The 26,936-nt window shown below is 65.3% G+C and carries 26 protein-coding genes and 2 pseudogenes; 16 read left to right on the top strand and 12 right to left on the bottom strand.

Annotated elements, in window-relative coordinates:
* Positions 1 to 29 precede the first annotated feature (29 nt).
* Positions 30 to 1,214 carry a MalY/PatB family protein gene (locus tag KUV74_RS04495; protein WP_108131197.1) on the bottom strand — a complete coding sequence of 395 codons (1,185 nt, stop codon included), beginning with the start codon at positions 1,212 to 1,214 and terminating at the stop codon, positions 30 to 32.
* Between the two features lie 83 nt (positions 1,215 to 1,297).
* Here KUV74_RS04495 and KUV74_RS04500 point away from each other — a divergent pair, with 83 nt between their 5' ends.
* Positions 1,298 to 1,732 carry a hypothetical protein gene (locus KUV74_RS04500; protein ID WP_222515822.1) on the top strand — a complete coding sequence of 145 codons (435 nt, stop codon included), beginning with the start codon at positions 1,298 to 1,300 and terminating at the stop codon, positions 1,730 to 1,732.
* A gap of 16 nt (positions 1,733 to 1,748) precedes the next feature.
* On the opposite strand, the gene KUV74_RS04505 is transcribed toward KUV74_RS04500, so the two are convergent.
* A complete protein-coding gene (locus KUV74_RS04505; RefSeq protein ID WP_045991373.1) occupies positions 1,749 to 2,084 on the bottom strand; it encodes a hypothetical protein in 336 nt (111 codons plus the stop codon).
* Positions 2,085 to 2,146: 62 nt separating this feature from the next.
* Between KUV74_RS04505 and KUV74_RS04510 the strand changes: the two genes are divergently transcribed.
* The 7 genes from KUV74_RS04510 (at position 2,147) to KUV74_RS04540 (ending at position 6,574) form a co-directional block, all read left to right on the top strand.
* On the top strand, positions 2,147 to 2,950 hold the full coding sequence (locus tag KUV74_RS04510; protein ID WP_045991348.1) for a hypothetical protein: 804 nt from the start codon (positions 2,147 to 2,149) through the stop codon (positions 2,948 to 2,950).
* Positions 2,951 to 3,074: 124 nt separating this feature from the next.
* The gene (locus KUV74_RS04515; protein WP_045991349.1) at positions 3,075 to 3,479 is read left to right on the top strand and encodes an acyl-CoA thioesterase; all 405 of its coding nucleotides are present in this window, start codon (positions 3,075 to 3,077) and stop codon (positions 3,477 to 3,479) included.
* A gap of 2 nt (positions 3,480 to 3,481) precedes the next feature.
* Positions 3,482 to 3,949 (top strand): Cys-tRNA(Pro) deacylase, encoded by a 468-nt coding sequence (ybaK, locus tag KUV74_RS04520; RefSeq protein ID WP_045991350.1) that lies wholly within the window; start codon positions 3,482 to 3,484, stop codon positions 3,947 to 3,949.
* A 164-nt stretch (positions 3,950 to 4,113) separates the two neighbouring features.
* On the top strand, positions 4,114 to 4,428 hold the full coding sequence (locus tag KUV74_RS04525) for a hypothetical protein (protein ID WP_045991351.1): 315 nt from the start codon (positions 4,114 to 4,116) through the stop codon (positions 4,426 to 4,428).
* Entirely contained in the window at positions 4,412 to 4,933 is a 522-nt protein-coding gene (locus KUV74_RS04530; protein WP_045991352.1) for a DUF501 domain-containing protein, read from the top strand. The genes KUV74_RS04525 and KUV74_RS04530 overlap by 17 nt, the downstream gene beginning before the upstream one ends.
* Before the next feature lie 54 nt (positions 4,934 to 4,987).
* Positions 4,988 to 5,539 (top strand): TIGR00730 family Rossman fold protein, encoded by a 552-nt coding sequence (locus tag KUV74_RS04535; RefSeq protein WP_108131194.1) that lies wholly within the window; start codon positions 4,988 to 4,990, stop codon positions 5,537 to 5,539.
* Between the two features lie 66 nt (positions 5,540 to 5,605).
* The gene (locus KUV74_RS04540) at positions 5,606 to 6,574 is read left to right on the top strand and encodes an NAD(P)H-quinone oxidoreductase (protein ID WP_222515710.1); all 969 of its coding nucleotides are present in this window, start codon (positions 5,606 to 5,608) and stop codon (positions 6,572 to 6,574) included.
* A 216-nt stretch (positions 6,575 to 6,790) separates the two neighbouring features.
* Here KUV74_RS04540 and KUV74_RS04545 read toward each other — a convergent pair whose 3' ends face one another.
* The gene (locus tag KUV74_RS04545) at positions 6,791 to 7,297 is read right to left on the bottom strand and encodes a hypothetical protein (protein ID WP_108131597.1); all 507 of its coding nucleotides are present in this window, start codon (positions 7,295 to 7,297) and stop codon (positions 6,791 to 6,793) included.
* Between the two features lie 336 nt (positions 7,298 to 7,633).
* Positions 7,634 to 8,089 (bottom strand): annotated as a pseudogene (locus KUV74_RS04550) (tetratricopeptide repeat protein); the annotation flags it as partial.
* A 258-nt stretch (positions 8,090 to 8,347) separates the two neighbouring features.
* On the opposite strand from KUV74_RS04550, the gene KUV74_RS04555 reads away from it, so the two are divergent.
* Positions 8,348 to 9,379, top strand: a complete 1,032-nt coding sequence (locus KUV74_RS04555) for an NADP(H)-dependent aldo-keto reductase (protein WP_222515711.1) — start codon at positions 8,348 to 8,350, stop codon at positions 9,377 to 9,379.
* Between the two features lie 170 nt (positions 9,380 to 9,549).
* Entirely contained in the window at positions 9,550 to 10,326 is a 777-nt protein-coding gene (gene yaaA, locus KUV74_RS04560) for a peroxide stress protein YaaA (RefSeq protein WP_045991356.1), read from the top strand.
* A 124-nt stretch (positions 10,327 to 10,450) separates the two neighbouring features.
* Here yaaA and KUV74_RS04565 read toward each other — a convergent pair whose 3' ends face one another.
* Complete coding sequence (locus KUV74_RS04565; protein WP_045991357.1) at positions 10,451 to 11,032, bottom strand: isochorismatase family protein; 582 nt, start codon at positions 11,030 to 11,032, stop codon at positions 10,451 to 10,453.
* A 138-nt stretch (positions 11,033 to 11,170) separates the two neighbouring features.
* Here KUV74_RS04565 and KUV74_RS04570 point away from each other — a divergent pair, with 138 nt between their 5' ends.
* Positions 11,171 to 12,016 (top strand): Tim44 domain-containing protein, encoded by an 846-nt coding sequence (locus KUV74_RS04570; RefSeq protein ID WP_045991358.1) that lies wholly within the window; start codon positions 11,171 to 11,173, stop codon positions 12,014 to 12,016.
* Between the two features lie 224 nt (positions 12,017 to 12,240).
* Here the strand turns inward: KUV74_RS04570 and KUV74_RS04575 are convergent, their stop codons facing one another.
* The 4 genes and pseudogenes from KUV74_RS04575 to KUV74_RS04590 form a co-directional block, all read right to left on the bottom strand.
* Positions 12,241 to 12,990 carry a hypothetical protein gene (locus KUV74_RS04575; RefSeq protein WP_052704223.1) on the bottom strand — a complete coding sequence of 250 codons (750 nt, stop codon included), beginning with the start codon at positions 12,988 to 12,990 and terminating at the stop codon, positions 12,241 to 12,243.
* A 185-nt stretch (positions 12,991 to 13,175) separates the two neighbouring features.
* The gene (locus KUV74_RS04580) at positions 13,176 to 13,925 is read right to left on the bottom strand and encodes a carbonic anhydrase (protein ID WP_249742988.1); all 750 of its coding nucleotides are present in this window, start codon (positions 13,923 to 13,925) and stop codon (positions 13,176 to 13,178) included.
* A 175-nt stretch (positions 13,926 to 14,100) separates the two neighbouring features.
* Positions 14,101 to 14,298: a hypothetical protein gene (locus KUV74_RS04585; protein WP_222515712.1), complete on the bottom strand. Its 198-nt coding sequence runs from the start codon at positions 14,296 to 14,298 to the stop codon at positions 14,101 to 14,103.
* 165 nt (positions 14,299 to 14,463) lie between these two features.
* Positions 14,464 to 15,926 (bottom strand): annotated as a pseudogene (locus tag KUV74_RS04590) (aldehyde dehydrogenase family protein).
* Between the two features lie 498 nt (positions 15,927 to 16,424).
* Between KUV74_RS04590 and adhE the strand changes: the two are divergent.
* The gene (gene adhE, locus KUV74_RS04595; protein WP_222515713.1) at positions 16,425 to 19,208 is read left to right on the top strand and encodes a bifunctional acetaldehyde-CoA/alcohol dehydrogenase; all 2,784 of its coding nucleotides are present in this window, start codon (positions 16,425 to 16,427) and stop codon (positions 19,206 to 19,208) included.
* A gap of 214 nt (positions 19,209 to 19,422) precedes the next feature.
* Here the strand turns inward: adhE and KUV74_RS04600 are convergent, their stop codons facing one another.
* The gene (locus KUV74_RS04600; RefSeq protein WP_222515714.1) at positions 19,423 to 20,745 is read right to left on the bottom strand and encodes an MFS transporter; all 1,323 of its coding nucleotides are present in this window, start codon (positions 20,743 to 20,745) and stop codon (positions 19,423 to 19,425) included.
* Between the two features lie 72 nt (positions 20,746 to 20,817).
* On the bottom strand, positions 20,818 to 22,143 hold the full coding sequence (salA, locus tag KUV74_RS04605) for a salicylate 1-monooxygenase (RefSeq protein ID WP_222515715.1): 1,326 nt from the start codon (positions 22,141 to 22,143) through the stop codon (positions 20,818 to 20,820).
* A gap of 264 nt (positions 22,144 to 22,407) precedes the next feature.
* Here salA and KUV74_RS04610 point away from each other — a divergent pair, with 264 nt between their 5' ends.
* The 4 genes from KUV74_RS04610 (at position 22,408) to KUV74_RS04625 (ending at position 26,440) form a co-directional block, all read left to right on the top strand.
* Positions 22,408 to 23,322, top strand: a complete 915-nt coding sequence (locus KUV74_RS04610) for a LysR family transcriptional regulator (RefSeq protein ID WP_222515716.1) — start codon at positions 22,408 to 22,410, stop codon at positions 23,320 to 23,322.
* 182 nt (positions 23,323 to 23,504) lie between these two features.
* Entirely contained in the window at positions 23,505 to 24,443 is a 939-nt protein-coding gene (locus KUV74_RS04615) for a helix-turn-helix domain-containing protein (RefSeq protein ID WP_222515717.1), read from the top strand.
* 118 nt (positions 24,444 to 24,561) lie between these two features.
* On the top strand, positions 24,562 to 25,962 hold the full coding sequence (locus KUV74_RS04620) for an amidase (RefSeq protein WP_222515718.1): 1,401 nt from the start codon (positions 24,562 to 24,564) through the stop codon (positions 25,960 to 25,962).
* Positions 25,963 to 26,068: 106 nt separating this feature from the next.
* Positions 26,069 to 26,440 carry a DnaJ family domain-containing protein gene (locus tag KUV74_RS04625; protein ID WP_108448480.1) on the top strand — a complete coding sequence of 124 codons (372 nt, stop codon included), beginning with the start codon at positions 26,069 to 26,071 and terminating at the stop codon, positions 26,438 to 26,440.
* Between the two features lie 27 nt (positions 26,441 to 26,467).
* Here KUV74_RS04625 and KUV74_RS04630 read toward each other — a convergent pair whose 3' ends face one another.
* Positions 26,468 to 26,932: a hypothetical protein gene (locus KUV74_RS04630; protein WP_052704224.1), complete on the bottom strand. Its 465-nt coding sequence runs from the start codon at positions 26,930 to 26,932 to the stop codon at positions 26,468 to 26,470.
* Positions 26,933 to 26,936 lie beyond the last annotated feature (4 nt).

Genomic DNA, 26,936 nt, shown 5'->3' on the forward strand with positions numbered 1-26,936 from the left:
CGTTGTTGAGGATATTACGCCAGCGCCACTCAGCCGCCCAACACCTGGTCCAGGCGCGCCAGCGCCTCGTCAAGCTGGATGGCCGTGGTGCCGAAATTGAGCCGCGCAAAGCCCGGCCAGCCGAAGTCGGCGCCATCCGACAGCGCGACCCCGGCTCGCTCGAGCAATGCCGAGGCAGGCGATTTTTCGGCCCCCAGGGTCGACTGGCGCAGATCGAGCCAGGCCAGATAGGTCGACTCGGGGGCGCTGAAGCCCACGCCGGGCCAGCCAGCGACACGCTCGACCAGCGTCTGGCGGTGGCCACGCAGTACCGTCAACAACTCCTGACGCCAGGGCTCGCCGTGGCGATAGGCGGCCTCTGCCGCCACCAGCCCGAGCACATTGGCGTCCGGCATCAATCCCTTGGCGGTATCACGAAAGCGCTTTCTCAGGCCGGCGTCGGGGCAAATCGCGCAGGCGGCGGTCAGCCCAGCCAGATTGAACGTCTTGGAGGGCGCCCACAGGGTGATGATGCGATCAGCCAGCGCCGGGAAGGCGGCGGCCAGGGGCTGGTGGCGCGCTCCTTCGTCGAGCAGCAGGTCGCAGTGCAGCTCGTCTGAGACCACAATCAACCGATGACGCTCGACCAGTTCGGCCAGTCCTTCGAGCTCTTCGCGGCGCCAGGCTCGTCCGGTGGGGTTGTGGGGCTGGCACCACAACAGCAGCCGGGTCCGCTCGGTGATCGCCGCCTCCAGCGCCTCGAGGTCCAGCGTCCAGGGCTCGCCCGGCGCCTGGGGCGGGCGCATGGCTGCCTGCTGGGGCAGGCGCCCGGTGCGCCTGGCCACCTGCAAGAACGGCGGATAGATTGGCGTCACCGTCAGCACCCCATCGCCAGGCTCGGTAAAGGCCAGGCTCGCCAGGTGCAACGCCGGAACCACCCCCGGCAGCCAGTGCTGCCAGCGGGCCTCGATGTCCCAGCCATAGTGGCTGGCACTCCAGTCGATCAGCGTCTGTTCCAGACTTTCCGCCACCAGACCGTAGCCAAAGACGCCATGATCGATGCGCGCCGACAGCGCCTCGACCACCGCCTCGGGCGAGCGGAAGTCCATGTCCGCGACCCACAGCGGCAGGACGTCATCACCGTGGCGGTGCCACTTCTGTGACGGCCAATGTGGCGAACGATCATCACCGCGGGGCTGTCGTCGATCGATCGGCGTGGCAAAATCGGGTTTCATGGTCATCTCCCTGACGATGGCTGGTCGGTTGCCAGGATACCCTGGCCAAGCACTTGAAGGACGCTTCCCCCATGACAAGCACCATGCCGCATCACGGATTCTTCGCCAAGGTATGCCGAGGAATGCCTGCCCTGATCGGCCAGTGGCTGGCGCTTGGACGCGGCGACCCCGATCGCCTGGCGCTGATCCTGGCAGAAACCGCCCGGGTCGCCGGCCTCGGCGACCCGGGAGAGACCCCGGACGGCGCCACACTGGAGCGCTGGGCCGCCGCCGACAACGACGAGATCCCACCCCACTGGGCGGTGCGTACCGCGCTGTTCCTGCTGGTACAGATGCCCGCCCGGCCGACACCCGGCGATGAGACCGAGGCCTGCGCCTGGGCCTACTGCTGGCTGCGCAATCGCGCCTTCGACAGCCGCGACGCCGCCGTCGACGCCCTGCCGGAACACCTTCGCCAACCGCTGGCTGCCGCGGTGACCGCCGCCTGGGTTGATCGCCAGGGGCTCAGGCTGGTCTAGGCACCGCACTGAAGCCCTAGCCTCTTCGCCGGGTCGGCCTCTTTGGCCGAAACCCATCCGGCTTGGTCGACAGCCATTCGACGAAGGAACGAATCTCCGGATGTGCCAGCAGCGCCTCGCGGCTGCGATAATGGTCGGCCAGCTCACGCTCGCTCAGCAGCGCGTGAAGATGGCGGTGGCAGCCATGGCACACCCACAGGATCGCCGTCAGGCGCTCGACGCGATCGTGGCGCTTGCGATAGCGCGCCTTGCCGTGCAGCGAACGCGGTATCAGATGATGCTTGGTCAGGGGCGCCCCTCGCGCGCACAGCTCGCAGCGCTCCGGCCTCGGGGGCGGCGACAGCTCGGTCATGGTCATCTCGCTTGAACCTGGTCACCAGATACCTACGATAACCCAAGGAACCCCCTCCCCTCATGGACGTCCCCCTTCATTGGCAACTGGCCAAACTGCTTATCTCCGTCGGCGTCGTGCTCGGCCTGTCGGTCATCGCCGAGCGGGTCAGCACCCGGGTCGCCGGCCTGCTCTCCGGCTACCCGTTGGGCACCGCCATCGCACTGTTCTTCATTGGCCTGGAGCTGTCGCCCCAGTTCGCCAGCGACAGCGCCGTACACACCCTGGCCGGCTTCACCGCGACCCTGGCGCTGGGCGGCGGCTACCTGCTGGCCGCACGCGGTGACGGGCTCAAGGGCGTGGCCCAGGGAACCGCGGGAGGCCTTGCCGCCTGGCTCGCCGCCAGCAGCCTGCTGACCCAGGTCGATTTCAGCCGCCTCGGAGGCACCCTCACCACCCTGGCCGCCATCATCGTCTTCACCTGGCTCTATCGCCGGGTCCCCGACGTCAAGGCCACCCCCAAGGGCGGTTTCTCCTGGCCGGCGCTGGCGCTGCGGGCAGGGCTCGCCGCGGGCATCATCTTCCTGATCACCGGCCTCGCCCATGTGGTGCCGAGCGCCTGGGCCGGGGTCATGGCGGCGTTCCCGGTGACCATGTACCCGTTCCTGGTGATCCTCCACCTGACCCAGGGGGCAGCACCAGTGGCCACGGTCATCAAGCACTATCCTGCGGGCCTGGGCTCGCTTCTGTGCTACGCCCTGGTGGTGTCACTGACCTACGCAAGCCTCGGCCTGTGGCCAGGCACCCTGCTGGGCTTCGCCGCCGCCACCCTGTGGCTGTTGTCGTGGATGCGCGTGCAGCAGTGGTGGGCAGGCCGCCGAAGTTGAGAGACAAGGGCTGAGCTAAAGGCTGAGCCAAGACGGGCGCGCCGACGCCCGCATCTTGACCTAGCGCTTGCTTGGGATAATCCTGAAACCCTGACATCGCCACCACAACAAACGAGAACGCCCTATGCTGACCCGCACCATCGAGCCCGCCTTCTACGACACCGACGCCCTCGGTCACGTCAACAATACCCGCCTGCCGGCCTGGTTCGAGCTGGCACGCAACGACCTCTTCCGACTGTTCACCCCGGACCTGGACCCGGCCAAGTGGCGGTTGATCATGGCACGCATGGAGATCGACTATCGCGCCGAACTCCACTATGGCCATGACATCGAGGTTCGCACTTACCTGTCACGCCTGGGCAACAGCTCCTTCACCGTGACCCAGGAAGCCCACCAGAAGGGCGAGCTGACCAATCTCGGCCACACCGTGCTAGTGCACTTCGACCACCAGACCAAGAAGGCGGTGCCGATCGAAGGCGAGCTGCGCGAAGCCCTGATGGAGCACCTTCACGAACCGGAGATCGCCTGACCATGACCCCCGCCGTCAAGACGCTGGAAAAGGCCGGCAGACCATTTTCCACCCTCAGCTACGAGCATGACCCGCGCTCGCCGGCCTACGGCGAGGAGGCGGCCGAGGCGCTGGGACTGGACCCCGCGGCGGTGTTCAAGACCCTGCTGGCCAGCATCGATGGCCAGCGCCTGGTGGTGGCCATCGTGCCGGTGTCGCGCAAGCTCGACCTCAAGACCCTGGCCAAGGCGGCCAAGGGTCGCAAGGCCGCCATGGCCGAGGCCGAAGCGGCCGAACGGGCCACCGGCTATGTGGTCGGCGGCATCAGCCCGCTGGGTCAGAAGAAGCGTCTGGCCACCTTTATCGATGACAGCTGTCACGACCACAGCCAGATCCACGTCAGCGGCGGACGCCGCGGCCTGGAAATCACCCTGGCACCGGACGACCTGATCGCGCTGACCGATGCCCAGGTGGTGGCGCTGGCGAGATAGCCCTTCGAGATAGCCCTTCGAGATAGCGTTTCAAGATAGCGCTTCGAGACAGCCTTTCGAGCTAGCCCTTCGAGACTGCCCCGTTCGCGGTAAAAAGACCGGCCGAACAAGCGTCAAAATGGCAAAAATGCTAGGGTGGAGCCATATCGACACCAGAGGTGCCCATGGCGATCCGCTACACCCTGTGGCTGGACCCGGACGACAAGGTCCGCCATCGCGCCGCCGAGGCCAGCCTGGAAGCCTTCTTCCTCGAGCGCTTCGCCGACTATCCGCACATTCGCTTGTTCGGCGCCGATCCCTACGATTATGATGCCCCGTTCAATCGCCTCTACGACGTGCTGATCGCACGCGGCGCCGAGTTCATCGAGCGCGAGCAGGCCTACGTCCCCACCCCGGAACAGCTCAATCGTGCCTTCTTTCGCGCGGTGGGGCGCTCCACCAAATTCGTAAGAGACAACCCCGATGGTGATCCGTCCTGACACGCCCCCCGATGCCGCCCAGACGGCGATCATCGCCGAGCAGCTCGGTCGCGAGCCCCGCGGCATCGAGGCCCTTGCCGCCACCGACGGCGAAGGCACTCCGCTGGTGCTGCGCATGGCCCCGATCGTCGACGGCAAGCCGTTTCCCACGCTGTTCTGGCTGAGTTCCGAGCTGCTCAAGGTGGAGCTGTCACGGATCGAGGCCGCCGGCGTGATCAAGTCGCTGGAAGCCCGGCTGAAGGAGGATGACGACTTCCGTGCGGCCTACCATGCAAGCCACCAGGACTACATCGCCACCCGCTGGGCGCACATGAGCGCCGAGCAGCGTGCCGAGGTCGAGCGTCTGGGCTATGACAAGGTGCTGCGTGAACGCGGCATCGGCGGCATCGCCAACCACGATCAGGTGCGCTGCCTGCACACCCAGTACGCCCATCACCTGTGCGGCAACAATGTGATCGGCCAGTGGGTCGACGAGCACTACGGCATCATCGATCTATTGCCCTGAGCTGCTCGCAGACAAGCGCTCTCACCCTTCACGCCGCGACAGGAAGAACGTTCCATGGCCCAGATCTGTGTCTATCTTGGTTCACGCCAGGGCGAAGATCCCCGCTTTCTCGAAGATACCCGCGCCTTCGGCCGGCGCCTGGCCGAACGCGGCCATGGCCTGGTCTACGGTGGCGCCAGTGTCGGCCTGATGGGCGCGCTGGCCGATGCCACCCTGGAGGCCGGAGGCCAGGTCATCGGCGTCATGCCCCACCACCTGGTGGACCGGGAGCTGGCCCACGATGGCCTGACCGAACTGGTTCGTGTCGGCGACATGCACGAGCGCAAGGCCCAGATGGCGGCCAACGCCGACGCCTTCGTGATGCTGCCGGGCGGGATCGGCACCCTGGAGGAATTCTTCGAGACCTGGACCTGGCGCTACCTCGGCCTGCACGCCAAGCCCATCGGCATTCTCGACACTTGCGCCTTCTATCGCCCCTTGCTTACGTTCCTCCACGCCGGGGTGGAGCAGGGCTTTCTCGACACCGCCACGCTCGATACGCTGATCAGTGCAGCCAACCCCGACGCTCTGTTGGAGGCGCTCGAGGCCCGCCTGGACAAGCGCTAGGCTCCTGCGTCCAAGCGGCTTCTCAACCGCCTCGTCGACCTCTCATTTCATCATGGAGGATGTCCGATGTACGCCATGCAGCAAGACGGCGACCGCCTGATCTGGCGGTCCACCGACGATCTCCCCGCCCCCCGGGCCAGAGAAGTGCATATCGAGGTGGCCTGGGCCGGCGTCAATCGCGCCGACCTGATGCAGCGCGCCGGTCAGTACCCGCCGCCCCCAGGCGCCTCCGAGGTGCTGGGACTGGAAGTCAGCGGTAGCGTGGTGGCGCTCGGCCCCGAGGTCGAAAAGCTCCAGGTTGGGCAGCAAGTGTGCGCGCTGCTCGCCGGTGGCGGCTACGCCGAGAAGGTCTGCGTGGACGAACGCCAGGTGCTGCCGGTGCCCGATGGCCTTGGCCTGCGCGAGGCCGCCGCCCTGCCGGAGGTCTACGCCACCGCCTGGCTGAACCTGTTCATCGAAGGCCAACTCGCCGAAGGCGAGCAGGTGCTGCTGCACGCCGCCGCCAGCGGCGTCGGTACCGCCGCGATCCAGCTGTGCCGCGAGTTCGGTCACCCCTGCTTTGTCACCGTGGGCAGCGATGAAAAGCTCAAGCGCTGCCTGTCGCTGGGTGCCAGGGCGGGCTGGAACCGCCACCAGGGCAGTTTCGTCGAGGCGGTCAAGGCATTCGGCGAGGTCAACCTGATCCTCGACCCGGTGGGGGCCAGCTATCTGGCCGACAATCAACGGGTGCTGGCCGCCGATGGACGAATGGTGGTGATCGGGCTGATGGGCGGACGCCACGCCGAGCTCGATATCGGCCGCCTGCTGATGAAGCGCCAGCGCCTGATCGGCTCGACCCTGCGGGCCAGGTCACCGGAAGACAAGGGCAGGATTCTGGGTGAACTCGCTCGCCACGTGTGGCCAAGGCTCGAGCGCGGCGAGCTCGCTCCGCTGATCGACGCCGGCTGGCCCATCGAGGAGGTCGAGGCCGCCCACCAGCACCTCGCCGACAATGCCAACACCGGCAAGCTGCTGCTGCGTGTCGCCGCCGATTGATCTCGCTCCCTGAAGGTTCACACCAGCGCACGTTATCCACAGACGGTCAGCCGGACCGGCTGTGGGTAACTGTTCAGGTAGGCAGGCTCCCAACAGCTCCATAGAGAGCGGCGCCACATAGAGCGGCGCCATGGCGCGGCAAAGAACGCGAGAAAGAGTGAGCGTCAGCGAGAGTGATAAAGAGTGAGCGTCAGCGAGAGTGATAAAGAGTGAGCGTCAGCGGCGCGCGCTGAGCTCCTGGGTGCGGGCGAAGGTCAACTGCAGCAGCCGGGCGTCCTCGCCGGCGCGATGGCGCTGGATGCCCCGCTCCTCGATCACCGACTCCTTGATGTCGCTCCACATCGCCATCTGGGTCTCGTCGAGCAACCGCCGCAGCGCTTCCAGGCGGAAGGCGGGGATCATGCCTGCGTGGTGGAACAGCAGCGACATCCAGGTGTTGTCGTACCCCCAGCTATCGCTGTAGGCGATGCCGATATCGTGCAGCTCATCGTTAAGCCAACGGGCGACATGACGTACCGGATAGCCCTCGCGCTCGAGCCGGGCCCGGGATATCCCGTGCAGCAGCTCGGCCTTGGGATCCCAGTGGGTCCATTCCTCGAGGGGCTGAATCAGAAAGGCGCAGCAGCTGCCGTCCGGCCGCGCCAGGCCGATCTCGATCGGGTAGCTGCCGCGCCCGAATCCAGAGGCTTCGATATCCAGCAGAGTCGGTAACACCACAGGCAGCAAACCTCGTCGTGACAGTCGGCCAAAACGCCTCCCCGACGTCACCCGACAACGAAAACCGTACCCGAGGCCCAAACTACCAGCGGCGGCCAGGGAATCCTGAACCGCCGCTCGTCTCGGCCTCACCGGGACCCGTGCGCGACCCAACCGCCGCGCCTGATACCTCTAGTGTCGCTGTTGGGCTTCCGCTTTGTCCAGCGTGACACCGTCTTGCCTGGCGGACTGCCCCGGAACAGGCTGTCCATTGGCCAGGGCGCTATTGGCCGAACCTGGCGAGGCCTGGCGTGCCAAGGTTTGCCCTGACGAAGGCTGTCCTGACGAGGCCTGCCCTGCCGAAGCCAGCACCGCCCAGTAGGCGGCACGCTCTGGATCCACCGGTAGCGACAGCTCACCATCCCGGTAGGCGCGCTCCAGGCGCGCCGCCGCCAACGCATGACCCGCTTCCCCGGCCCGGGCGTACCAGGTCACGGCGTGGTCGTGGCGCGCCGGGTACAGCGCGCAGCCATGTTCGTGGATCTGGCCTGCCTGGTACTGCGCCCTGACGTCCCCGCCATGGGCGGCCTGCAGCACGTAGCGAGCGCCGCGTGCCTTGTCCTGGGGTGCCCGTGACCGGTGAAACAGCATGTGCCCGTACAACGACAGTGCTGCCGGGTGCCCGGCGTCCGCACAGCGTTGAAACAGACGCATGGTCAGCCTCTGGGTTCGCGGCGAGCGGGGCAACCAGCGAGTGTGAAACAACTGCTGGGCCAGACGGTACTCGAGCCGCGTCTTCAGTGACGATGCCTGCTGCATGGCAACAACCTTGAGTCCAAAGGATGGAAGTCGGACCGGACACCTCCTGTGTCGCGGGCGATCTCCTGTTGAATCGACGGTGCCACGGACTCCTCCGCGGCAACGGGGTGGCAAGCATACGCCTGGCCCGATACGGACTCAACCCCCGGGATTTGGCGACCCCTGCCGGCCAAAGGTACCATCTCGATGCTTTGCAGCAAAAACGGTCCGGCGGCGGCGCTGCGCCCCCCTGACAAAGGCCTACCACAAGGAGTCCCCATGCAGATCCGTCCCCTTGGCAACACCGGCATCGACGTCAGTCGCCTGTGCCTTGGAACCATGACCTTCGGCGAGCAGAACACCGAGGCCGAGGCCCATGCCCAGCTCGACCGCGCGGTGGCCTTCGGCGTCAACTTCATCGACGCCGCCGAGATGTACCCGGTGCCACCCAAGGCCGAAACCCAGGGACTGACCGAGAGCTATGTAGGCTCCTGGCTCAAGGGCCGCCAAAGCCGCGACGACGTGGTCATCGCCACCAAGGCTGCCGGCCCCGGTATCAAGCACATCCGCGGCGGACCTCGCCTGACTCGCGCCCATCTTCATGAGGCCATCGACGCAAGCCTTGCACGCCTGAACACCGACTACGTCGATCTCTACCAGCTGCACTGGCCGGACCGTTCGACCAACTTCTTCGGTCGCCTGGGCTATACCCACGACGAGGACGAGCAGGCCACCGATCTGGAAGAGACACTGTCGGCCCTCAAGGAACTGGTCGATGCCGGCAAGGTACGCGCCGTGGGTCTGTCCAACGAGACACCCTGGGGCGTGATGCGCTGCCTGCAACTGGCCGAGTCCCTGGGCCTGCCGCGGGTCGCCTCGATACAGAACCCCTACAACCTGCTCAACCGGACCTTCGAGGTGGGGCTGGCAGAGATCGCTCACCGCGAACAGCTGGGACTGCTGGCCTACTCGCCGCTGGCCTTCGGTGTGCTGTCGGGCAAGTATCTGGACGGCGCCCGTCCGCCTGGCGCCCGCCTGACCCTGTGGGACCGCTTCAGCCGCTACAGCTCCGATCAGGCGATCGATGCCACCCGCGCCTACGTCGAACTGGCCCACGAGCACGCCCTGGACCCGGCCCAGATGGCGCTGGCCTACGTCAACTCGCGCTCCTTCCTGACCAGCAACATCATCGGCGCGACCACCATGGAGCAGCTCGAGAGCAACCTCGCCTCGGAGTCCCTGGTGCTGGCCGACGAAGTCATCGAAGGCATCGAGGCCATCCATCACAGGCTGCCCAACCCCAGCCCCTGAAGCGGCCTCGCCCCCTCGGCCTCAAGCAAAGAACAACGCCTGCCCTTGCCGGCAGGCATGCCCTCTTTACTATGGCGTCCATAGCCTCGCCCTCGTCCCGAGCGGCGGCGGGGCTTGGTACAATGACGGCCACTTGCCAATTTTCCCTACCTGACATCAGGAGCACGCCCATGCTCAGCGTGATCTCTCCGGCCAAGACGCTGGACTTCGAGACCCCGGCCACCACCGATATCCACAGCGAGCCCGACTACCTCGACCGCTCCCGCGAGCTGATCGACATCCTGCGCGACTACAGCCCGGCCCGCATCTCGGAGCTGATGGGCGTCAGCGACAAGATCGCCGGACTCAACGCGGCGCGCTTCGGTCAGTGGCAGACCCCGTTCACTCCGGACAACGCCAAGGTCGCCGCCCAGGCCTTCCAGGGCGACGTCTACGTCGGCCTGCAGGCCGACGCCTTCGATGAAGCCGACAACCGCTTCGCCCAGGATCATCTGCGCATCCTGTCGGGCCTCTATGGCCTGCTGCGCCCGCTGGATCTGATCCAGCCCTATCGCCTGGAAATGGGCACCCGTCTGGAAAACGCCAAGGGCAAGGACCTCTACGCCTTCTGGAAGCCGCTGCTGACCGAGGAGCTCGACCGGGCGGTGGCACAGAGCGGAACACCTGTGCTGGTCAACCTGGCCTCCAACGAGTACTTCAAGGCCATCGATGCCAGAAAGCTCAAGGCCGAAGTGGTCACCCCGGTGTTCAAGGACTGGAAGAACGATCGCTACAAGATCATCAGCTTCTACGCCAAGAAGGCCCGGGGACTGATGGCCGCCTGGATGATCCAGCAACGCCTGGACGACAAGGAAGGGCTCAAGGACTTCGACGTGGCCGGGTACCGCTTCAACGCCGCCGAGTCCGAGGGTGGCACCCTGGTGTTCACCCGCGACAACCCCGCCTGAGTCGCGCCGCCGCTACGCCGGTAGCGCTCGTCCGTGCGCCGCAGACGGTGCACGGTGCCACCTTTCAGCGATCATGAAGGCGTGGCTTTATTGTCTGGCTTGGCTGGCGCGCCAGCTGTGATCCTCAGGGCGCCAGCCGCAGCGGCCGGGACGCCCTGGGGCGCAGCAGTTCACGATGCACCTCGCGAAAGGTCGCGTCGTCACAGCGTTCCAGCCATTCGTAGGCCACCATGTCGGCGCTGACTTGCCAGGCGCCGGCCTGTCTTGCGCGCTCGCCGGCAAGTCTCGCTTCATCGCTGCGGCGACTGACGCAGCCTTCGACCAGCCAGAACAGCTCGACACCCCGTTCCAGCAGGCCAAGTGCCGTCTGCAGCACACAGATATGGGCTTCGGCCCCGGCAATCACGACCTGACGCGGCGCAGCCGCCTCGAAGGCCTGTGCAATATCGCGCTCCCGGCAGGCGTTGAAGTGACTCTTGGTGAACCAGCGGGTGCTCTGTGGCAGGGCACATTTCAGTCGCGGCTCGGTCGCCCCGAGCCCCTGAGGATACTGCTCGGTCACCCACACAGGCACCTCCAGGCGCTCTGCCACGGCCGCCAGCCAGCCGATCTCGGTGATCGCCTGATCCCCTCTTTCCACCACCGGCATCAATGCCGTCTGCACGTCGACCACCAGCAGCAGACTGTCACTACGTTCGATCAGCATGGGGTCTCCTCGACTTTTCGTTGTACACGGCTTCCCGCGGCGCCCGTTATCGCTAGAATGGACGAGCGACGTGCCTCTGACCACCAGGGTCAAAGGCCCAGACTGGCCAATGCAGGCCGAACTACGGAGATGTCTTCGATGCGTCACCTTCTCGTGATGATCCTTGTCGGCGTGATGGGCTTCGGCCTTGCCGTCGACAGCGCCGACGCCCGCCGCCTGGGTGGCGGCAAGAGTGTTGGTTCCTACTCGCGCCAGGCCAGCCCCAGTGCGACCCAGTCACAGAACACCGCTCGTCCCAACGCCGCCCCGACCGCCGGCAAGAAGAGCGGCCTGATGGGCGGTATGCTCGGCGGTCTGCTGGCCGGCAGCCTCCTCGGCGCGCTGTTCTTCGGCGGCGCCTTCGATGGCCTCGGCATGGTCGACCTGCTGCTGATGGCAGGCGCGGCCTTCCTGCTGTTCAAGCTGCTGGCACGGCGGCGCACGGCCACCGCATCGGCGGGAGGCGGTTCATCCGGCATGCACCGTGAACAGCACCAGAGCTCACCGTTCAACATGCCGGGCTCCGCGGGAGGTCTCGGTGCCCACAGCGCAGGCACTCAGACCGGAGGGCCTCAGGGAGACCCCGCCTGGTTCGACCGTGAACGCTTCCTCGGCGGCGCCAAGGAGCACTTCATGACCCTTCAGCGGGCCTGGGACAACAACGACCTGCCGCGCATCCAGGAGTACGTGACGCCGGAACTCTACAACCTGCTGCGCGAACAGCGGGCCCAGGAGCCGGCCAACAACCAGACCGAAATCGTGCGCCTGTTTGCGGAGCTCGGCGGCGTTCAGGAGTTCGCCAACCAGGCCGAGGCGCGGGTGCTGTTCCACGGCGTGCTCAAGGAAAACGGCAGCGAAACCGAGTTCAACGAGACCTGGCACCTGATCCGCGAAATGCGTGACGATGCCCCCTGGTACATCCAGGGCATCGAGCAGAACGGCTGATCATCGTCGCTGCCTGCCGCCCTCAGCGGCGGGCAGTGATGGCCACCCAGCCCACAGATAGGCAACGCAAAAAGGCCGAGATCCAGGATCTCGGCCTTTTTGTGTTTCTGACGGGCTCAAGGGCCGGTGGGTGCGTCTGAAGGCGCCATGAAGGCGCCAAGCCTGAAGAAACCGAGCCTGTAGAACCGACGCCCGGCGCAAAAGCCCCGACCAGAAGGTTCGACTTACTGGGCCGCCTCGTCGGTCGCCTGCTCGACCTCGTCACCGGCTTCCTCGACCGCCTGACCCGCACTTTCGGCAGCCGCATCGGCCCCCTGTTCGGCGTCACCGGCCATATCGCTCAGGGCATTCTGGGCGTCCTCTGCCAGATTGCTCATGCCCTCCATGGCCTCGTTGGCCTGCTCTTGCACGGCATCGGCAGCATCACCCAGCGCTTCCTGAGCGTCGTCGACCAGGTTGGAGGCTCCTGCGGCAGCCTCGTCGGCCTGCTGTTCGGCATCGGCAGCGGTTTCGTCCATCGCCTGCTCGGCGTCCTCGGCCTGCTGCTCGGCATCGGCGGCGGCTTCATCCATCGCCTGTTCAGCGTCGGCAGCAGTTTCATCCATCGCCTGCTCCGCCTCTTCGGCCTGCTGTTCGGCATCGGCAGCGGCTTCATCCATCGCCTGCTCAGCGTCGTCGGCGGTCTCGCTCATCGCCTCTCCGGCGTCCTCGGCCTGCTGCTCCGCTTCGGCGGCGGCTTCATCCATCGCCTGCTCGGCATCGTCGGCGGTCTCGCTCATCGCCTCTCCGGCGTCCTCGGCCAACTGCTCCGCTTCGGCGGCGGTCTCCTGCGCCTGCTCTTCCACCGCTTCGCGTGCATCGTCCACCTGAGCGCCAGCGTCTTCGGCCGCGTCGTCCTCGCAACCCGCCAGTACCAGCATCATGGACGCCACAGCGCTGGCCAGGGCCAGACGACGAAACATTCCTTGCTTCATGAAGCACCTCCAGGAGAAAAATTTGTAACTTCCCCGTTTACATTAGAGTGACAATCGCGACTTGGCTAGTACCGACAGCATCAATGATGCCATGCAAGTGCCGGCCCGGACCCAGCGCAGCAGCGCCGACGACGTCCGGGAGCGATGGTTATCACCATGTGACAAGGTGTTGTCGAGAGACAGAACTACTTGAGTGGCACTCTGGCATTCAGAGGCTGCAGCGGCCGGTTATTGGCGTCCCCGATCGCAGCAGAGAACGACTCGACCTGATCAGATGAAATATCCTGCGTGCTCTGCATGATCACCCAGCGGACGCCTTCGGAGCAGGGTGGAGTGGTCAAGGAACCGTTCAGGCGATAGTAGTCATGCTGGGCCGGCAACATCTGCGTGAAGTTCACGGTATCGGTTACGTCGGCACGTTCACCGGCGGTATCCGGCAGGCTATCGGCAAGCGAGCGCAATGCTGCATTTTCCTCGCCTTCCTCGAACAGCACCGTGACTACCGCCAGGTTGCCGTCCTTGTCGCTGTGCACCAGATGCGCTTCCAGCGGGAAACGTTGTCCGTCTACCGTGTGCTCGGAAGGCGCGTGAAAGTGCATCTGCTGCAGGGTGAAGAGATCCCCATCAAGCGTCAGCGTGTTGCCCTCGGGGGAGGCTACCTGCACCGTGTGGCCATTGTTGAAGACCCTGGTCCCGGTGGTCGCGTAGTCAAGTTGTAGCGGTGGAAGTTCGGCATCGATAGCGCCGTCGATATCGACGGGCGACTGGTTGCGACCCAGGCCACACATACTGAAGTCGTCGTCGATGTCAGCCCAGTGGGCAGGTCCCGTGTCTCCCGTGTAGGACCAGTGTGACGTTTCGGGCGCGGCGGCCATCACTGCCTGGGACATCATCAGGCCGCTCAGTGCCGCCGCAATCTTGATCCGCTTGATCATGAAACAACTCCGTTGCACACAGAAAAGGCCTGCCCCTAGGGGACAGACCTCTTATCCTGATACTCCTCAGCGGCGAAGACAGGCGACATCACCGACCCACAAGGTCAGTGTGAGCAGCCCCGTCCTTCACGCTGCCTCTTTCGGCATAGCGCCGCTGACGGTGACGCCTGTTACATCAGTTGGTGGCTTCCTCGGCCGACTCTTCCATCTCTTCGCCCATGTCTTCCATGGACTCACCGGCATCCTCGACCGCCTGATCCATTTCCTCGCCGGCCTGCTCGGCAGGGCCTTCCTCTTCGCAGGCGGCCAGACCACCCGCCATCATGGCGACCACGAAAGCCATTCCGAAACGACGCATCATGCTGTTTTTCATAACATCTCCTTGTCTAAGACGTTGGTCTTGATTCCCTTTCACCCTAGCGCTGTCGGTTGACCCTGGCCAGGGTCCAGGGACGCTCACAGAGGGTTCAAGCCACAACCCTAAGTCTACTTGACTCTAGCAGGCGGCACGCGCTTCGCACCGTATCCGAGGAAACCATCAGAAGGGATAGTCGCGAGGCTCGTGCTGGACGCTGACCCATTGCACGGTTGTCATCTCGTTCAGCACCCAGTCGCCGTTGAAGCGGCCGATCCCGGAATTCTTCTCACCACCGAACGGCATGTGTGGTTCGTCGTTCACCGGCATGTCATTGACGTGCACCATTCCCGACTCTATCTGGCGTGCCACCCGTTCGCCGCGCGCCGAACAACCGCTGAAGACCGCTGCGGAGAGGCCATACTCGGTGGCATTGGCGATGCGTATCGCCTCGGCCTCACCGTCGGCCTTGATGATGCCGGCGATCGGACCAAAGATCTCGTTGCAGGCCAGGTCCATCTCTTCGCTGACGTGGCTGAACACCCAGGGATGCAGGCAAGGGCCTTCAAGAGAGCCCTCGAGCGCCACCCGGGCACCAGACTCACGGGCCCTGTCGATGGTGTCCTTCAGCCCGTCTAGCTGTTGATCGTTGATGATCGGTCCGATGACGGTATGTGCGTCGGAGGGGTCCCCGACCTTGAGCCCCTTGACCCGCTCGACGAAGCGCTCGACAAAGGCGTCGTGGATCGACGCATCGACGATGATACGGTTGATGGCGATGCAGATCTGGCCCTGATGCATGAACTTGCCGACCACCGCCGCCCGTACGGCCCGATCGATGTCAGCGTCATCGAGCACCACAAAGGGACTGTTGCCGCCGAGTTCCAGTGCCACTGGCTTGATATGTTCTCCGCCGACCGCCCCCTTGGCGATCTGTCGGCCCACCTCGGTGGAACCGGTGAAGGAGATAAGCTTGGCTAGCCGATGTCCGACCAGCGGGTCGCCGAGCTCGCTGCCGGCACCAACCAGAACACTGAGGAGCCCCTTCGGCAGCCCCGCTTCCTCGTAAAGCCGTGCCAGCAGCAATCCACCGGTCAAGGGGGTATCGCTGGCAGGCTTGAGCACCACGGCGTTACCCAGCGCAAGGGCGGGGCCGATGGTGCGCTGGGTCAGGTGGAAGGGAAAGTTCCAGGACTGATCACGCCAATCACGCCCAGCGGCTTGCGATAGACCCTATGGTCCTTGCCCGGGACGCTCGAAGCGGCAGTGGTACCTTGCACGCGAGTGGCCATGGCGGCGGCTTCGAGCGACATCTCCCAGGCATTGTTCCACTCGAGTTCGGCCTTGATGCGAGTGCTGCCCGACTCGCGGATGAGCCACTCGACCAGTTCATCCTTGCGCTCTTCCATCAGTTCGGCGACACGGCGCAGTACAGCCGCTCTGTGGGTAGCGCTGGTATTCGCCCACTGCCGTTGCGCTCGGTCGGCCGCATCAAAGGCATGCTCGACGTCGGAGCAATCTGCCTGGGTGATCTCCACCAGTTGTTTCTGGTGGTAGGGGTCCATCACCTTGAGCGACTCGCCGGAACTTCCAGCCCTCCATTCACCGGCGATCGGCTGCAGATGAAGATCCTTGAGGCTCCACATAACGACTCCTTTCGCTCTGTATAGCTTTCGTCCAACTATCGTCACACGAGGCTAGTCAACCATCACTCGGGTCGCAAGACCCGTCGGAGTGACGATTTGTGTCCTGACATTATTGCCAATGGCCTCTCCTGACCGAGGTGGAGTCTACCTCTCCTCCTCCACAGGGGGCTCGGCTGAAGCGCCCTCCCTACCCCAGCCCACGGATAGGCCGGGCTGATGCTTGCGATCATCATGATGTTCGGATCAGCGGAATACCGGCGACAAAGCTGACCCCTGTCAGCAGAGCTGAATCGAGACAGCCATAGACTGAATCTCGACGGGAAGACATCAAGCCACTTTTCAAGCCGCTTTGCTTCTTATGCTCGCCGACGCCCGAGCCCGACGCTCGCCGACGCCCGAGCCAGGCACATGCCCAGCTCCGAGCAACAGGCGCTGCACACGCCAAGGAGGTTTCGCAGGTCGCTTTTCTTTCCTTTGTCATGTTACTGGAGGCCAATAATGGCTGTTACCAACCTCGCTGAACTCGACGCCCTCGTCGCCAGGGTCAAGGCCGCGCAACGGGTCTTTGCCAGCTTCTCTCAAGAGAAGGTCGATGCGATCTTTCGCGCTGCCTCGCTTGCCGCCAACCAGGCCCGCATACCGCTGGCCCGCCAGGCGGTGGAAGAGACCGCCATGGGCGTGCTCGAGGACAAGGTGATCAAGAACCACTTTGCCTCGGAGTTCATCTACAACAAGTACAAGGACGACAGGACCTGCGGCGTCATCGCCACCCACGATGAAGCCGGCACCATGACCATCGCCGAGCCGGTGGGCCTGATCTGCGGCATCATCCCCACCACCAACCCCACCTCCACGGCCATCTTCAAGGCGCTGATCTCGCTGAAGACCCGCAACGGCATCATCTTCTCGCCCCACCCGCGCGCACGTCACTGCACCAACGCCGCCGCGAAGCTGGTGCTGGAGGCGGCGGTGGCTGCCGGTGCACCACAGGACATCATCGGCTGGATCGACCAGCCCTCGGTGGAGTTGTCCGAGGCCCTGATGAAGCACGAGGGCATCAACCTGATCCTGGCCACCGGCGGCCCCGGCATGGTCAAGGCGGCCTACTCCTCGGGCAAGCCGGCCATCGGCGTGGGTGCCGGCAACGTGCCGGTGGTGATCGACGAGAGCGCGGACATCAAGCGGGCGGTGGCCTCGATCCTGATGTCCAAGACCTTCGACAACGGCGTGGTATGCGCCTCGGAGCAAGCGGTGATCGTGCTCGACGAGGTCTACGACGAGGTGCGTGAACGCTTCGCCTCCCACGCGGCCTACCTGCTGTCCGCCGACGAGGCCGACCAGGTCCGTCAGGTGCTTCTGAAAAATGGCGCGCTCAACGCCGCCATCGTCGGCCAGTCGGCGGCGACCATCGCCGGACTCGCCGGCATCGAGGTACCGGCCGACACCAAGATCCTGATCGGCGAGGGCGAACGGGTCAGCATCGACGACGCCTTTGCCCACGAAAAACTGTCACCGACGCTCGGCATGTTCCGCGCCAGTTCCTTCGAGGACGCGGTGGACCAGGCCTGCACCATGGTCGAGTTCGGTGGTATCGGCCACACCTCGGGGCTCTACACCGACCAGGACACCCAGCAGTCACGTATCCGCTACTTCGGCCACCGCCTCAAGACCGCGCGCATCCTGGTCAATATCCCCACCTCCCACGGTGGCATCGGCGACATGTACAACTTCGACATGGCGCCTTCGCTGACCCTCGGCTGCGGTTCCTGGGGCGGCAACTCGATCTCCGAAAATGTCGGTCCCAAGCACCTGATCAACACCAAGACCGTGGCCAAGCGGGCGGAAAACATGCTGTGGCACAAGCTCCCCGAATCGATCTACTTCCGTCGCGGCAGCCTGTCGGTGGCGCTGACCGACCTCAAGGACAAGCAGCGCGCCTTTATCGTCACCGACCGCTTCCTGTTCAACAACGGCTACGCCGATGAGCTGATGGCCCTGCTCAAGGGCCTCGGCATGGAGGTCCACACCTTCTACGACGTCGAGGCCGACCCCACCATGTCGATCGTCGACAAGGGCGCCGAGGCCATGGCCAGCTTCCAGCCCGACGTGATCCTGGCGCTCGGCGGCGGCTCGCCGATGGACGCCGCCAAGATCATGTGGGTCAAGTACGAGCACCCGGACGTGCACTTCCAGGACCTGGCGATGCGCTTCATGGACATCCGCAAGCGGATCTACCAGTTCCCCACCATGGGCGAAAAGGCCAGCCTGGTGTGCATCCCCACCACCTCCGGAACCGGCTCCGAGGTCACGCCTTTCGCGGTGGTTACCGATGACGCCACCGGCATCAAGTACCCGCTGGCGGACTATCAGCTGACCCCGGACATGGCCATCGTCGATGCCAACCTGGTGATGAAGATGCCCCGCTCGCTGACCGCCTTCGGGGGTTATGACGCCGTGACCCACGCGCTGGAGGCCTACGTCTCGGTGCTGGCCAACGAGTTCTCCGACGGTCACGCGCTGCAGGCGCTGAAGCTGCTGAAGCAATACCTGCCGGCCAGCTACCGTGAGGGCGAGCGCAACGCCGTGGCCCGCGAGAAGGTCCACAGTGGCGCCAGCATCGCCGGCATGGCCTTCGCCAATGCCTTCCTTGGCGTGTGCCACTCCATGGCCCACAAGCTCGGCGCCGAGTTCCACCTGCCCCATGGCCTGGCCAATGCGCTGCTGATCACCAACGTGGTGCGCTTCAACGCCAACGACAACCCGACCAAGCAGACCGCCTTCTCCCAGTACGACCGGCCCAAGGCGCGCAGCCGCTACGCCGAGGTCGCCGATCACCTGGGGCAGCCCCAGGCCGGCGACCGCACCGCCCAGAAGGTCGAGCGACTGATCAACTGGCTCGATGAGCTCAAGCGCGAGCTGGACATCCCCGCCTCGATCAGGGAAGCCGGCGTCCCCGAGGCCGACTTCCTGGCCAAGCTCGATGAAGTGGCCGCAGAGGCCTTCGATGACCAGTGCACCGGCGCCAACCCGTGCTACCCCTTAATCAGCGAGCTCAAGGAAGTGCTGCGAGCGTCCTACTACGGGGAGGTCTATGTGGAGGGCGAGATCTTCGCCGGCACCACCGTGATCAAGAAGAGCGAAGCGCGCGCGCCGGCCCGGGCGCTTGCCGATGACCCTGCCAAGGCCCCGGAAAAGGCCCGACAGAGCGACAAGACAGAGCTGAGCACACCCAGCGGCAAGCCGGCTGGCCGCAAGGCGAAAAAGGAGAAGGCCGACGCCTGAGTCCAGGCTAGCGCCAGAGCCCTTGGCAGGGCTTGATCGACAGGGGGCCGCCTGACGGTCTTGATCGACCGTCAAGCGCAAGCGACCCACCACCAAAGCCCCCGCGAGAGCGATCTCGCGGGGGCTTCACTTGTTGTTTGAATTCAGGGCGTCATCCGCGTGCTGGACCAGCGGATCTCACTGCCGGTCCAGCTGTACGGTGCGGCCCCGTCGTCTAGCCGGTGTGCGGCGAGGCGGTCGTTGCCGTGGACGGGCGTCCGATCAGCGACACCGCCACCAGTGCGATCAGTCCCGGCACCGCAAAGGCGGCGAAATTGACCGCGTGGGGCAACGACAGCGACAGCAGCATGCCGGTGACCAAGGGCCCCGCCAGGGCTCCGACGCGGCCCACCGCCAGCGCCGATCCCACCGCGGTGGAGCGAATGGCCGGCGGGTAGTACTGAGCGACGTAGGCGTTGATCAGGATCTGGGCGCCGATGGTCGCCGCGCCGGCAACGGCAACCAGGGCATAGAGCACCAGCGTCGAGCTCTTCAGCCCAAGCAGCGCCAGGGCGCAGGAGCCGGCAACAAAGAACACGATCAGCACCAGCCGTGGCGACAGTCGATCGGACGCCAGTCCTCCACCGATGGCGCCGGCAATGGCGCCAAGGTTCATGACCAGCAGAAAGCCTAGGCTCTTGCCGATGGGATAGCCGGCCATGGTCATCAGTGTCGGCAGCCAGGAACCGAGGGCGTAGATCATCAGCAGGCACATGAAGGAGGCCAACCAGAACATCAGCGTGCTGACGCGGCGCTGGGGCTGCATCAGCGCCGCGACAGGTGCCTTGGCGTCGGCCTCCTCGCTGGCCGCGAGGTGCGGGATGGCATCGAGGCCCTCCTGCCGTGTCAGCTGCTGAGCGATACGCTCGGCCTCCTCATGGCGTCCCTTGCGCACCAGATAGTCGAGGGACTCCGGCAGGTGGCGCCACATGAACGGCAGGCACAGCAGCGGCACCCCCGCCAGGAAGAACATCATCTCCCAACCCAGGCGAGGCACGATCAGGATGCCGAGGCCCGCTGACAGCATGCCGCCGATGGAGTAGCCGCTGAACATGATCGCCACCAGCGTGGTGCGCAGCCGCCTCGGTGAATACTCGGTGACCAGCGCCACCACGTTGGGCATCACCCCGCCAAGCCCCAATCCGGCGATAAAGCGACACACCGCGAACTGGGTCGGGGTGGTGGCCAGGCCATTGATCACCGTGACCACGCTGAACAGCGCCAGGCACGACAGGATGATCACCCTGCGCCCGAGGCGATCGGCCAGGGTGCCGAAGGTGATCGCGCCGACCATCATGCCAAGCAGTGCAGAGCTTCCCAGAAGGCCCGCCTGGATGCTGGTCAGCTGCCATTGCTCCATCACCAATGGCAGCACCACACCATAGATGATCAGGTCGTAGCCATCGAACACGATGATCAGGGAGCACCAGATCAGCAGGTGGCGTTGAAAGCGACCGAAGCGTCGCTCGGCCAGAAACTCGTCAGCAGTGGTGGTCATGGAGACCTCCTGTATTGTTGTCGTTGTGAAGGCGTTGCGACCCGAAGGTTGAGCCCACGACCGCAAGGACGCTCAGCGTTCGGCTTTCGCCTCGGCCCAGCCCAACTGCCGGCGTGAGGCGATCACGTCGTCCTCGGGGTCGTGCTGCCACAGCCAGTCGAAGCGCTGCTCCAGCTCTCTGGCGATACGCGCCTCGTCATCACCGATCCCCGGCGCAGCGTACTCGTAGAGCTCTCCAGCCTCGAAGGAAGTGGTCTGCACTCGGCTGGCACGAGGCCGTCGCACCGTCTCGAAGGCCGCCAAGACGTCCTCGACACTGGAACGATCACAGCGCGGGTCGGCAAGCAGCTCAGACAGCACATAGGCGTCCTCCAGCGCCTGTCCAGCACCCGCCCCCTGGTGGGGCAGCATGGCGTGGGCGCTGTCTCCCACCAGCAGGACGCGATCGCGCCGATAGTGCGGCAGCGGCGCGATATCGTGCAGCGCCCAGCGGGTAGGCGCCTCGATCAGCCCGAGAATCGTCCGGGTCGCCGGTCCCCAGCCGGGGAAGTCATCGAGCATCTGTTGCTGGCTGGTCTCGACCACCCAGGGCGCGTCCCCCGCCGGCGTGAAGCGCGTGGCGCGGCGATCGGTGACGAAGGCCACCACATTGACGAGTTCGGCCCCCTTGACCGGAAAGGTCAGCACATGGCGATCCGGGCCCAGGTACATCTGCGGCACCCGCGCCAGGCGCGGCTCGACGCCGGCCGCCTCGAAGGCCTGGGCCAGGGCGCCGGTCTCGATCATCCCGCGATAGGCCTCGGTGCCGCTGTAGCGAGGCCCCAGATAGCCGTACTCCTGCGGAGGCAACACGTGCTCGCGCACCACCGACTTGATGCCATCGAAGCCGATCACGATATCGGCCTCGGCGTGGCTGCCGTCGGTGAACTCGAGTCGGCACCCGTGATCGTCCTGATCGACGGACGCCAGGCGCTTGCCAAAGTGGGCGATACCTTCCGGCAGATGGGCCACGATGGCATCGAGAAAGTCGGCACGGTGCACCGATGACTGCCCGCAACCGGGGGCCAGGGAGGCCGTCAGGTAGTTGTCGTCATGCCAGCGCCGCCACTCGAACCAGACATCCTCGAAGGGCGCCGGGGAGCCATCGGCAATATCGGAATACGGCGCCTTGAGCTCGAGGCGCTCGATGGCACGCACCGCGTTGGGTCCGAAGGAAACGCCGGCGCCGATCTCGGAGAAGGCGTTGGCCGCTTCATACAGGCGAACATCCAGGTCCGCGGCGCGGCCAAGGCCGATGGCCAGGGCGACGCCGCCGATGCCACCGCCGACGACCGCCACCCTCAGTCGAGCGTACGAGAAGGCGTGTGTTTGCTGGGAGGCTTGATCTGGCTGGGTCATGGTGAAGCTCCTCTGAAGGTCGTCTCGACATGGGGCGAGCCATCTAGAGACCCCACCTTAGAAAGACGCCCCCCTTGGCTCCACAAAGCCACGATCATGTCTCCCATCAACCGTATGAATATAGCGCCACGTCAGCTGGTTGCGCCGGATTTCAGCCTGCGGGGGTGGACTTAGGTCTAACCGTGGATCGCCACGTTCTCACGGCATACTGAGGCAAACTCGCCGAGCTATTCTGGCCAATGTCGCCCCCTGGGAGTCCCATCCATGCTCCGTCTGAGCGATATCGATACCAACCTGCTGGTGGTCTTCGACCTGATCCACCGCAAGCGCAACCTCAACCGGGTGGCCGAGAGACTGGGCATCACCCAACCTGCCGTCAGCCACGCGCTGAAACGCCTGCGTACCTTGCTGGACGACGAACTGTTCGAGCGAACCTCGAGCGGGCTGGCACCGACCCCCTACGCCAATCGCCTGCACCCCCTGGTCGAGGACGCCCTGTCACAGCTGGAGCGGGGGCTCAATCTGGCGCGCGACTTTCACCCCGCCGCCAGCGACCGGCGCTTCACCGTGTCGATGACCGACATCGGCGAGATCGTCTTTCTGCCACGCCTGCTCGAAGCACTGGAGAAGGCGGCGCCCGGCGTCAGCCTCGAGACAGTGCGAGGCCACAACTTGAAGCGACGCATGGAGGACGGCGAAATCGACCTTGCCGTCGGATTGATTCCCCAGCTGGGTGCCGGCTTCTACCAGCGTCGACTGTTCACCCAGCGCTACGTCTGCCTGATGCGACGGGGCCATCCCTTGGCCGAAGGTGAGCTGTCCCGCGAGGCCTTCGTGCGCGCCCGCCACGTCCTGATCGATGCCCAGGGGACAGGCCACGAGTCGATCGCCAACGTGCTGGCCGAGGCCGGTGTACCAAGCCCGGTGTGCCTGCGTATGCCCCACTTCGTCACGGTACCCTTCGTGATCGCCAGCACCGATCTGGTGGTGACGGTGACCGACAAGCTGGCCGAGGCCACCGCCGAGCGCTTTGGCCTGGTGACCCGCGCCCACCCTCTGGACTTTCCGTCCTTGCCGATCAACCTGTTCTGGCACCGCCGATTTCATCAGGACCCCGCCAACCAGTGGCTGAGAAGCCTCGTTCATGAACTCTTTGCCGAGTTCAGCGATGAGGAGTGAAATGCGAGCAGGTTCCACAGACATCGAGCCTGCCTGATGGACGCCCTCGCCTAGACAGAGGTTCGCCGCACCCGCTATTGCAGAGCGTTCACCGACCCTGCCTGCGCTATAGTGTCGGGACGATGGCGGCATCAATGTCCATTTTGAGACCCTGTGGCCGCCCCGCCCGGAAGGACACCCGCATGACGGCCGCCTTTACCACCCGACAGATCGACTCCCGAGAGCGCTTCGCCTTCTGGCACGACGTCGTCTGCAGCCACTGCATTCCAGCCGACAGCCAATGCCTCGACGAACGGCCCTTCCATGGCAGTCTCAACGTCAGGCAATACGGCGACGTCGCCATCAGTACCATGGCCGCCTCTTCCCACCGCTGGCGCCGGCAGTCACACCACCTGTCCCGCGACAGCGACGATGACCTGTGGCTCGGCTTTCTCGAGAACGCCACGGCCAGACTCGACCAGGATCAGCGGCGTATCGCCATCGGGCCCGGCGACCTGGTGCTGTACGATGCCTGCCGCCCGTTCGAATGGTGCCTGAGCGCCAGCGCGCTTCATCTGGTGCGCCTTCCTCGGGCGCCCTTGATGCGTCGCCTGACCTCCACCGAGCCGCTGACCGCGCGACCTATCCCGGCGACCTTGCCCGGCGCCACCTCTTTGAAGGCGTTGATCCGAGACGGCGCCCGGCTAGACGCCGAAGCGTCGTCGATCGGGCTCGGCGAGGCGATGGTCGATCTGGCGGCTCTGGTGCTCGAGGGGCTGGGCGGCGCTGGCGACAGTCGCAATGACGCGCTCTACCGACGCCTTTGCCACTACCTTCGACAACAGCACCAGGACCCGTCCCTGAGCCTCGATCGCATCGCCCGGGACAACCATGTCTCTCGGCGCACCCTCACCCGGCTGTTCGCTCAGCACGGTCACACCCCCATGGCAGTCCTGTGGGCGATTCGCCTGGAGCAGAGTCGCGCCACCCTGCGGGCAGGTGGTATCCGCAGCGTCACCGAGGTCGCCCTGGAGCATGGCTTCACCAGTGTCTCCCATTTCAGCCGTAGCTTCCGTCAGGCCTACGGTCATCCGCCCTCGACCTTGCTGCAAGCAGGTCGCCACGCACCCGAGACGATGTGACCCCACCAGCTCGCTCTGGCCCTCTCGGGCCACCGCTTGGCCCGTTCAGGCAAACCTGAGTCCCACGCCCTGCCTACCCTGAAGGTGAGCGTCTTCTCTCACCATCAGGATGACAACAATGACAGACCATCCGCTGCACTTTGACGGCCTTATCGAGGTCGGCCGTCGAATCCAGTCCAGGGAACTGAGCGCCGTCGAGGTCACTCGAACCATGCTCGAGCGAATCGACAGCGTCGATACCACCCTGAACAGCTTTGTCACCGTCATGGCCGACAGTGCACTTGAACAGGCCGCCCAGGCGGACCGCGATCTGGCCGCTGGCATCCACAAGGGGCCGCTTCAGGGTGTTCCAGTGGCCGTCAAGGATCTGCTGTGGACAGCGGGGACCCGGACGACCCACGGCATGCCCCTGCACCGTGACCACGTGCCCCGGGAAACGGCCAGCGTCGTCACACGCCTCGACCAGGCCGGGGCCGTGCTGCTGGGCAAGCTGCAGCAGACCGAAGGCGCCTTCGCCGATCACCACCCCGACATCACGCCGCCCACCAACCCCTGGGGCGAGGCTTTGTGGTCAGGCGCCTCGTCCAGCGGTTCCGGCGTGGCCACCGCCGCCGGGCTGTGCTTTGGCTCGCTGGGCACCGACACCGGTGGCTCGATTCGCTTCCCCTCGGCCGCCAACGGCGTCACCGGCCTCAAGCCGAGCTGGGGCCGAGTCAGCCGACACGGCGCCTTCGAGCTGGCGGCCTCGATGGACCACATCGGGCCGATCGCCCGCAGCGCCGCCGATGCAGGGGCGCTGCTTGGCGTTATTGCCGGTGCCGACGAACGTGACCCCACCGCCGTTCCCCTCGCCGTGCCGGATTACCTGGCCGGCATGACGCGAGGCCTGAAGGGCGTGCGTATCGGGCTCGACCCTCGCTGGGCCATCGAAGCGGTGGATACCGAAACCCGCGGCGTCCTCGAACAAGTCGTATCCACGCTAGGACAGCTCGGTGCAGTGATCGAGGAAATCGACTTCCCCGACACCCAGCAGGCGGTATTCGACTGGGCGCCACTGTGCGGCGTGGAGACCGCCGTAGCCCATGCCGAGACCTTCCCCAGCCAGCGCGAAGCGTACGGCCCTGGTCTTGCTGGTCTGATCGACCTGGGCCGCGCCCAGAGCGCCATGGACCACCAGCAACGACTGCTGCGCCGGGCCGAGTTCAAGGGCCGGGTCGATCGCCTCTTGGCCAGTGTCGACCTGCTGATCGCCCCGGTCACCGCCTACGCCGCCCCGTCGATGGCCTTCATGGAGAAGTTTGGTGAGGATGAAGCGCTGTTTTCCGGCATGCTGCGCTATACCTGTCCTTTCGATCTGAGCGGGCACCCGACCATTACCCTGCCGGCGGGCTTCAGCCAGCAGGGCGGGCCCATCGCCTTCCAGTTCATCGCACCGATGTTCGACGAATCGATGCTGGTACGCGCTGGCTGGGCCTTCCAGCAGGTCACCGACTGGCATCGTCGACATCCAGAGCTGTAGCCCTCGAGCCTTCCTTCTCTTGAAGGTTCCCGGTGGCGGGTGATGGGAGCGCGCCGATGGCCTAAAGTCTGGTCAACAGGACCGCTTTACGCCACGAGGTGCTCCCATGTCCCTGCTCGATCAACTGGCCGAGGCACGTATCCAGAAGGCACAGCAGGAAGGCGCCTTCGACGACCTGCCGGATCACGGCAAGCCCATCGAACTCGACGACGACAGCATGATTCCCGAGGCGCTGCGGGCAGGCTACCGACTGCTGAAGAACTCAGGCTATCTGCCCCCGGAGCTTCAGCTTCAGCGCGAGATTCGTGAGGTGGAAGACCTGCTGGCGCAGACACAGGAAGCCGCCGAGCGAAGCGCTTGCGAGAAGCGCCTGCGCCTTCTGCGCGCACGGCTTGGCGAAAGCGGGCGGGGTGCCAGTCGGCTTCTTGAGCTGGGGCGCTATCATGACCGGCTGCTGGAGAAGTGGGAGGGAGACTGACCCTGCGGTTACCGTCAGCACGGTGCGCTAGCGTGAGTCCGACCGGGTGTGCAACGGGACGTCGCGTTGGCGCCAGCGCCGTGACCGCCACAGCCCCAGCGCCAGCAAGACACCGGCGGCGATGACCGGCAGCATGGGAGGCGACGCCGGTGTCCTGAGGGCGACCCCGACCTGAGCGTAGAGCGAGGTCGCACACAGCACAAAGCCGGCCAGCGGCACCGTCCAGGTCGCCCAGTCGGCCCCCCTCCGAAACGGCCCCCACAGCAGAACGCCGACCAGCATCGCCACGCTGAGACAGGCGCCCCCCAGGGCATGCATCAGCGCCAGCAGTACCTGTCGGGTGCCTGGAGCGACCGACTCCCAGTCGAGCCCCATGGCGGCGGCATGGTAGGGCATGAATTCGCTGCGGCCGAGATAGACCAGACCAAAGGCGATCAGAATCAGGGTCGCCAGCGCATGGCAGGCGAGAGCACTTCTTGAATACGGGGTCACGGCG

Origin of the sequence: Halomonas sp. DP1Y21-3, assembly GCF_019801245.1 — a bacterium.
Lineage (GTDB): Bacteria > Pseudomonadota > Gammaproteobacteria > Pseudomonadales > Halomonadaceae > Halomonas > Halomonas litopenaei.